This window comes from Lacticaseibacillus camelliae DSM 22697 = JCM 13995 (assembly GCF_001436615.1).
In the GTDB taxonomy this organism is placed as follows: Bacteria; Bacillota; Bacilli; order Lactobacillales; family Lactobacillaceae; genus Lacticaseibacillus; species Lacticaseibacillus camelliae.
This window is the reverse complement of record NZ_AYZJ01000008.1, coordinates 26,985-33,835: the sequence shown is the minus strand read 5'-3', so window position 1 is coordinate 33,835 and position 6,851 is coordinate 26,985. Positions and strand designations below refer to the sequence as shown.

Genomic DNA, 6,851 nt, shown 5'->3' with positions numbered 1-6,851 from the left:
CAAAAAAAGCCCCACAATCATTAGACACTTTGTCTAACAATTGTAGGGCACTTCAAGCCCAGTGAAGAGACTTGATAGAAGCGTGATTGAGGATCGGTGGCGAGGCCAAATGACCCCATGTTCGAGGTCACATTGACAATTTTGGCAGGCTTACCGACCTTCAGTAGTGGGACCATCGCCTGGGTGACGCGAACTAGGCCGAAGAAGTTGACCTCAAAGTCTTTGCGGATCTGGTCGATTGGTAGTTGCGACGGTTTTTGGTGCGCATCGACTGCGATGCCGGCGTTGTTGATCAGGACGCTGAGATAGCCGTAGTCAGCCTGGATCTTCGCCGCGGCGGCTTTGACCTGAGCATCCTCAGTCACATCCAGCTGAATGAAGTCTGCCGTTCCCCCATCATCTCGAATCGTTTGCACAGCCTTTTCGCCGCGGGCCTGATTGCGCGCACCAATCAGGACGTGATGGCCTAATTTGGCCAAGTCTTTGGCAGTAGCAAAACCGATGCCTTTATCTGCACCAGTGATCAACGTGATTATTTCTGATTCAGGCATGAAAGGTCCTCCTTACAGATCAAAAACCTTTTCCGCAGTGCCATGGGCAATTGCTTCGCGCTGCGCCTCGGACAAGTCGGCCTGGGCGAGGAAATCGCGAACGGTGTCGCCGGACTTCACGTAAGGGAAGTCTTCAGACCACATGATGTGATCCGCACCCATTTCTGTCAGCGCCAGCTGCATTTGTGGCGCGGTGAACATGCCAGATGGTGAAATATAGACCTGACGCTTGTAATAATAAGAGAACTTGTGCGGCAGCTTGGTGACAATGCCGCTGAAGCCATCGATCCGCTCCAAGAACATCGGGACGAATTCACCCCAGTGGCCAGACGCGATTTTGAAGTGCGAGTATTTGTCCATAATGCCTGCGGTGATGATCCGCATGAGTTGAATCCCGGCTTCCATGTGCCAGCCCCACATCGCGCCAGCCATCATGCTGGAAGTCGCCGCCGGGTAAGCTTTACTGTCGTACAACATGGCGCGCTGTTCATTCGTGATGACGCCAGGGTGCAGGTACAAGGTGGTGCCCAGCTTGTCAGCAGCGGCAAAAATGGGGTCAAACTTTGGATCATCCAGGAACTGGCCGTTGATTGAACCACTGATGATGCCGCCTTTCATGCCCAGTTTGGTCACGGCGTACTCGAGTTCTTCAGCGGCTTTGTCAGGCGTGTTCGCCGGCAAAGTGGCCAAGCCAGCAAAGCGAGTCGGGTACTGGCTAATGTTTTCCGCAAGTGTCTCATTTTGCGCGTGCGACCCGTCCACTGCATAAGCATCAGGCAATACCTGGGCGGAGTTACCAGCGTCCGAAATGACCTGCATGTCAATGCCGTGTTGATCCATGTACGCGACTTTTCTGCTGAAGTCGACAAGGTCCGGTTTCAGTTTGTCCTGAAAGGGGTTGTTGTTCTTCACTTCTGAATACTTGTTGAATTGCGCAATGTTTGCGTCAGTGTCGTATTGCTCTTCGACCGTGATTAGTTTCATGATTAAAGCCTCCTAGTTAAAATTCCAACCCTCATTATACTCGTGTAATCACAACTATTTTGGCTTTTATGAAGCAGATTTCTTATTTCGTCGCAGGCTCGAACCGGAATCCTGGATACTGCGTTGTAAACTGGCGCTGGGCCTCTGCGTACAGCCCCACCTTGTCAGGATCAGCCAGCGCGGCGGCGCGAGCCTCGGGCAGCTCCAGATCCTCGATATCAATACTCATTTGCCAAGCCAATTCACGCAGCGTCATGCCTTCGAATCGGCGGTAACTCGGCAGTTCGGCAGTGACGTCAGCGCCGGCCGCAAAGAGTTGGCAAAACTCCGCCGTCGCCTGCTGCAGCTTCTGCCAAAGTGCGCCTTGCTCAGCTTGAGTCGCTGTTAGCCAGGCTGCAGTCAGCTGGGCCTCGCTTTCCAGTACGCCCGTGTGCTTGAGCACTCGGCGAATCAGTGGCGCTGGCAGCGGATCCTTGGCATCGCCAAAATTCCAGGTCGCCGCGAATTGTTTGCCGTCGGTGGCTTTTGTCATCAGGTTTTTTAGCAGTTGATTTGTTGCGTCAGTGGAAGAATTAGCCACTGAGATCACCCCCATCTGAGTACAGTTTAGCCCTTCACTGCGCTGCTCGCACGACTTTCTCGAGCGGCGGCGAACGGCCAGATTACTTGGCAGGCGCGAAAAGGGCTTCATTAGCCGCGATAAAATCGGCGACCGAGTGCGCTGGCCGGCCCAGGTAATTCGGCAAGTCTTGGGTGATCTGTTTGGCGTTGCCCATTTGGGTAATTAGGTAAAGCATCACCATGACGTTGACGAAGTCCTTCTTGGTACCACGCTGCAGCATGGTCCTGCGAAACTTCAGCAGGCTGGGTTTTGAGTAAAAGATGGGCCGGCCGAGAATCTTGGACATGGTTTGGGCGACTTGGGTGTAGGTGATGGCCTCAGGACCCGTGATATTGAGCTTCTGCTCAGCTTAAATCGGCGTCGTCAGGACTTTAGCGGCGACGGCGGCAATATCGGCAGTATCGATAAAACTGGTTTTGGCGTTGCCAGCCGGGATGAACAGGTCGTTGCGCTGACAGATGTCTTCTCGGTGCGTGGTGCTCAGATTCTGCATGAAGAAGCTGGGCCGAATAAACGTGTGTGGGAGGCCGAGTGAGACGATCATTTTTTCAATTTTGTGGTGCGGCGTAACGGGATTCTTCTCCACACCGATCATAGAGACGAAGACGGTTTGCTTAACGCCGTGTGCTTTGACTTGATTCAAGAACGGCAGCATGTCTTCCTTGGGCTTGGCCAGCTGCGGTGGGCGGACAAAAAAGACGCGGTCAACGCCGGCCAAGGCTTGATCGAACGTGCTGGCGTCGAGAAAGTCAAAGCGGCGCACGTCAACCGGCAAATCGCCGTACTGCGCCTGATCTTTCTTCAAATTATGTGCGCCGGCAACCAGATGAACGTCATCATCCTGGGCGAGTAGTTTAACGAGGGGAAAGCCGATATTACCGGTGCCGCCGATGATCAAAATTGTGTTAGTCATGATTTTCCTCCAATAGTTGGGTCAACATGTCGGTGAGTTGCTCCTGCTGCGCTGCTGGCAGTGGGTGTAAAAAGGTGGTGAGGGTGCGACTCGCCACCGTCTGCAACGCAGCCACCTTTGCTTTTCCGGCAGTCGTCAAAGCGAGGACGATGGCCCGCTTATCTTCTGTCGATGGCGTACGGCTGAGCCAGCCTTTATCGGCCAGCCGCAGCACGACTGCCGCAGTGGTTTGGCGATCGCTGTCGATTTCAGCTGCGACCCGTGCCGCAGTGATGGGCGAGGAAGCAGGTGCAAGGCGATCCAGCGCCTCAAGGACGGCCCACTGTTGGGCAGTGGTGCCTTCCTTGCTGAGAGCGAAGTTGAGCTGATGCTTGAGTTGTTTGGCCGTTTCCATCAGTAAGTATGCCGTGTTCATGCGTTCGCCTCCAAAAAAATAATCAGTACACTGACAATAACTGTAAGTGTACTGATTATTATTGGAATGTCAATATTGGCCGGTGGGGTTAAGGGTTAGGCTTATTCGTTGCCGGTTGCGGTGCTGCCAGTGCGGCGAAGCAAGATCCAGTACAGCCCGAAAATGACGATGCCGAGTGCGACCAGCAGGCCAAACGCCCAGGCACTGCCGGCGGCAATGTTTTGCGCATGACTCCAGCCGGGATGATGGACTGCTGTCATCAGCAGTGACAAAACTGTCGTGCCGATGCCGCCAACGGCCTGCTGCCCCATGTTGTAAAGCGCGTTGGCATCAGGTTGCAGCGCCTTAGGCAGGGCCTTGAGGCCGTACGCGACCGAGTTGCTGAACGCCATCGAGCGGCCGATGGCAAAGATCAGGTAGGCAATGGTGACGCCAAGCACGCCCATTGCCGGACCAAGTGCCGCCATCGCCAGGACCCCGATGGTAAACAGGCCATCGCCAAGCAGCAGTGGCAGGCGCCCCCCGAAGTGGTCCAGCATCCAGCCGTAAACTGGCTGACCCAGTCCGTTGAACACGGACCCCGGCAGGAGAATCAATCCGCCAATCAGTGCGGAAGCGCCGAAGACTTCCTGGACATAGTTGGGTAGCAGAAAGTTGATGCCCACGTTGGCAAACTGAAGGGTGAGATAAGGCAGAAAACTAAATAGGAACGCCGGCTGCTTGAAGACGGTCAGCGAGAACAGAAAGCGCGTGCTGGTGCGCGAAAGGCGCAAAAACACCGCCATGCAAAGCGCACAGACGATGAGCAGGGCCGCGACGACCAGCCAGTGCCGGCTGCTGATGGTGGTGAGCCCCAGGTTTAACGCCACAAGTGCCGCCCCAAGCAGCCCAAACCGGACCCAATCAAAGGCCAGCCGGGTTTGCGTGCTGTATTGGTGAATCTGGCCGCTGCCCAGGATCAACAGCAGCAGCGCCAGGGGCAGCGTCAGCCAGAAAATCATTCGCCAGCTGGCAAAGGCGGTGACGGCGCCCCCAAAAGTGGGCCCCAGTGCCGGTGCAATCAGGACGATCACGTTGGCGATGCCGATGTACAGGCCCAGCTTGGCCCGCGGCACGACGTCGAGAATGATGTTGACCATCAGCGGCGTGCACAGCCCGACACAGCCGGCTTGGATGAGCCGCCCGGCGAGCAGCTGAGGAAAGCTCTGCGCGGTCGCACAGAGCAGGTCACCAATGATGAACAGCATGGCTGAACTCATGAAAAGCTGCCGGTTGGTGAAGCGCCGTTTCATATACGCCGAGGTCAGCATCACTAGCGCCGCGGCGAGCAGATAGCCGGATGTCACCCACTGCACGGTTGAAAGCGACACGTGAAAGGCTTTCATCAGCGCGGGAAAGGTGGTGTTCATGGACGTTTCCGTCAGCACGCCGAGGAAGGACATCAGCGCGACAATGGCAACGACCAGCATCGGTTTTGCCTGTTTGTGAGTGGGGGTCAAAGTGATCGCTTCTTTCAGAAAATTAGATACGATCATTATAGGCCATTTTCAGGGCTGAAGTCTGCGCGACTTTGGAAAGGGTTTGCGCTAAAATGGAATGACAAGACTAAAGGAAATGAGTGGAAAAAATTGGAACCGACGTTAATGAACATTCATCACGGTTACAACTTTCGTGATCTCGGGGGCTACCAAACCACTGACGGCTTGCATCTGCGGGCGCATCGGCTTGTGCGTTCCGGTGCCATGGACCGTTTATCGGACCGGGATGTGGCCTTTTTGCATACGTACGGGGTCCGCGTGGATGTGGATTTTCGCTCGCGTGATGAGCGCCTGGAAAAGCCTGACCGCCTGCCTGATTCGGCGCGGTACGTGTTCGATCCGGTGTTCAGCGAGGACAAGACGCAGGTGTCCAAGACTTGGGCACAGGAGCAGCAGATGTTCTCGCTGGACGCCAAGGCTGGCTACCACAACATGCTGCGGACGTATCGCGACTTAGCGCTCAGCGAATCGGCTCAGAAGGCTTACCGCGAGTTTTTCGATTTAGCGCTGGGCAACAGCAGTGACACTTTGCTGTTTCATTGTTCGGCCGGCAAGGATCGCACAGGCATGGCGGCGGTATACGTGCTCTCGGCGTTAGGGGTGGACGAGGCGACAATTCGCAAGGATTACCTGGCGACGAACCTTTTCATCCAACCGGCACTGGAAGAGGTGCTGACACAGGCCAAGGCGGAAGGCGGCAATCAGAACATGATGCAGGGACTGACAGATATTTGGACGGTTTACCCCGAGTATCTGGATACTGCGCTGGCCGCGATTAAGGACACGTACGGCGACATGCAACACTACCTGACTGAAGCCTTGCAGCTGACAAACCACCAGATTCAGACCCTGCGAAAGCTGTACCTAGTCTGATCACGGCGACTAGGACTCAAGAGACCCTGCAAGCACAAAAAAACGCGCGGTCGACGACGCGCGCGTTGACTAGTGAATGCGGGTAATGGTTTGAGTGATCGCCTGCAGCTGACTGATCAGCTGGGCTTGTTCCGCTTTGGGGACTGCCGCTTCGATCTGCTCTTCCAAATTGGTGAAAATGCCGCGAATGGCCTTGACCAGCTCCGCGCCGGCCGGCAGCAGGTAGAGCTTCTTTTGCCGCTCGTTTTCCCTGGGGATTTTCCGCTCGATGTAGCCGTGCGCTTCCAGACCCTTAAGCATGTTGGTGACCGTTGCGTTTTGCCGGTTCAGGTAGGCGGCGGCATCTTTCTGCAGGGCCCCTGGGTGATCCGCGATGTACTTGAGCAGGCGCGCCTGTGAGTTATTCAGGTGCAAGTCGCGCAGGTGGGCGTGGATGTAGCTCGTTTCGGCATTGGTGAGAGCGTGAAACTGCTCGGATAAATTCTTTGAACCGGTGATATGCATGACGAGGTCCTTTCTTGAATGCTCTTTCAGTATAGCGGAAAAAGCGCTTGAGAGGGGCAAAAAACGGTAAAATCGCTGTGCAACGGCAGACTTGGCTAGACCGATTGACCTCTGGAGGCATGACAATGACAAAACTGGACCCAACGCACCGCTACTCTAAACAAGCGGGCAAACAAACTGAGCGGGCATTCGCATGGACCTGGGGCACGGTCTTAGTCGTGCTGTTCATCGTGGCGTTCACGGCTTGGTGGTGGCTGCTGCTGGCAGTGGTGGCCGTCGTGATTGCATTTGAAGTATACACGCACCGCTTGCCTAATTTCGAGATCCTAGATATTACGGCCAATCAGTTTTTGACCGTCCCGCGCCAGGCTTGGTTGGCGTTTAAGCGCGAACATCCGGGCTCAGTGGCCAAGGACGGCGTTGATCAGGACGAGTGAGTGGCGGCTGCGGC

Annotated in this window: 7 protein-coding genes and 2 pseudogenes; 2 read left to right on the top strand and 7 right to left on the bottom strand. The window is 55.4% G+C overall.

From position 1 onward, the window contains the following. Nucleotides 1-56: 56 nt before the first annotated feature. The 6 genes and pseudogenes from FC75_RS01105 to FC75_RS01080 form a co-directional block, all read right to left on the bottom strand. A pseudogene (locus FC75_RS01105) lies at nucleotides 57-551 on the bottom strand (SDR family NAD(P)-dependent oxidoreductase); the annotation flags it as partial. A gap of 12 nt (nucleotides 552-563) precedes the next feature. After that, complete coding sequence (locus FC75_RS01100) at nucleotides 564-1,535, bottom strand: amidohydrolase family protein (protein WP_056988861.1); 972 nt, start codon at nucleotides 1,533-1,535, stop codon at nucleotides 564-566. An 82-nt stretch (nucleotides 1,536-1,617) separates the two neighbouring features. Continuing rightward, entirely contained in the window at nucleotides 1,618-2,067 is a 450-nt protein-coding gene (locus FC75_RS01095; RefSeq protein WP_054665051.1) for a hypothetical protein, read from the bottom strand. A 130-nt stretch (nucleotides 2,068-2,197) separates the two neighbouring features. Then, nucleotides 2,198-3,070: pseudogene (locus FC75_RS01090) on the bottom strand (SDR family oxidoreductase). Next, the gene (locus FC75_RS01085) at nucleotides 3,063-3,485 is read right to left on the bottom strand and encodes a MarR family winged helix-turn-helix transcriptional regulator (RefSeq protein WP_056988858.1); all 423 of its coding nucleotides are present in this window, start codon (nucleotides 3,483-3,485) and stop codon (nucleotides 3,063-3,065) included. Before FC75_RS01085 ends, FC75_RS01090 begins: the two are co-directional and overlap by 8 nt. A 101-nt stretch (nucleotides 3,486-3,586) precedes the next feature. Continuing rightward, nucleotides 3,587-4,954, bottom strand: coding sequence for an MFS transporter (locus tag FC75_RS01080; protein ID WP_056988865.1), 1,368 nt, complete (start codon nucleotides 4,952-4,954; stop codon nucleotides 3,587-3,589). A gap of 174 nt (nucleotides 4,955-5,128) precedes the next feature. Between FC75_RS01080 and FC75_RS01075 the strand changes: the two genes are divergently transcribed. Further along, nucleotides 5,129-5,896, top strand: coding sequence for a tyrosine-protein phosphatase (locus FC75_RS01075; RefSeq protein ID WP_054665059.1), 768 nt, complete (start codon nucleotides 5,129-5,131; stop codon nucleotides 5,894-5,896). 69 nt (nucleotides 5,897-5,965) lie between these two features. Here the strand turns inward: FC75_RS01075 and FC75_RS01070 are convergent, their stop codons facing one another. Then, entirely contained in the window at nucleotides 5,966-6,400 is a 435-nt protein-coding gene (locus tag FC75_RS01070) for a MarR family winged helix-turn-helix transcriptional regulator (protein WP_054665062.1), read from the bottom strand. Between the two features lie 125 nt (nucleotides 6,401-6,525). Between FC75_RS01070 and FC75_RS01065 the strand changes: the two genes are divergently transcribed. Beyond that, nucleotides 6,526-6,837 carry a hypothetical protein gene (locus tag FC75_RS01065; RefSeq protein ID WP_056988856.1) on the top strand — a complete coding sequence of 104 codons (312 nt, stop codon included), beginning with the start codon at nucleotides 6,526-6,528 and terminating at the stop codon, nucleotides 6,835-6,837. The last annotated feature ends 14 nt before the right edge of the window (nucleotides 6,838-6,851 follow it).

Bases quoted from the DNA above. Each gene is read 5' to 3' on its own strand.
- FC75_RS01100 (WP_056988861.1), bottom strand. From the start codon at position 1,535: ATGAAACTAATCACGGTCGAAGAGCAATACGACACTGACGCAAACATT.
- FC75_RS01095 (WP_054665051.1), bottom strand. From the start codon at position 2,067: ATGACAAAAGCCACCGACGGCAAACAATTCGCGGCGACCTGGAATTTT.
- FC75_RS01085 (WP_056988858.1), bottom strand. From the start codon at position 3,485: ATGAACACGGCATACTTACTGATGGAAACGGCCAAACAACTCAAGCAT.
- FC75_RS01080 (WP_056988865.1), bottom strand. From the start codon at position 4,954: ATGCTGGTCGTTGCCATTGTCGCGCTGATGTCCTTCCTCGGCGTGCTG.
- FC75_RS01075 (WP_054665059.1), top strand. From the start codon at position 5,129: ATGAACATTCATCACGGTTACAACTTTCGTGATCTCGGGGGCTACCAA.
- FC75_RS01070 (WP_054665062.1), bottom strand. From the start codon at position 6,400: ATGCATATCACCGGTTCAAAGAATTTATCCGAGCAGTTTCACGCTCTC.
- FC75_RS01065 (WP_056988856.1), top strand. From the start codon at position 6,526: ATGACAAAACTGGACCCAACGCACCGCTACTCTAAACAAGCGGGCAAA.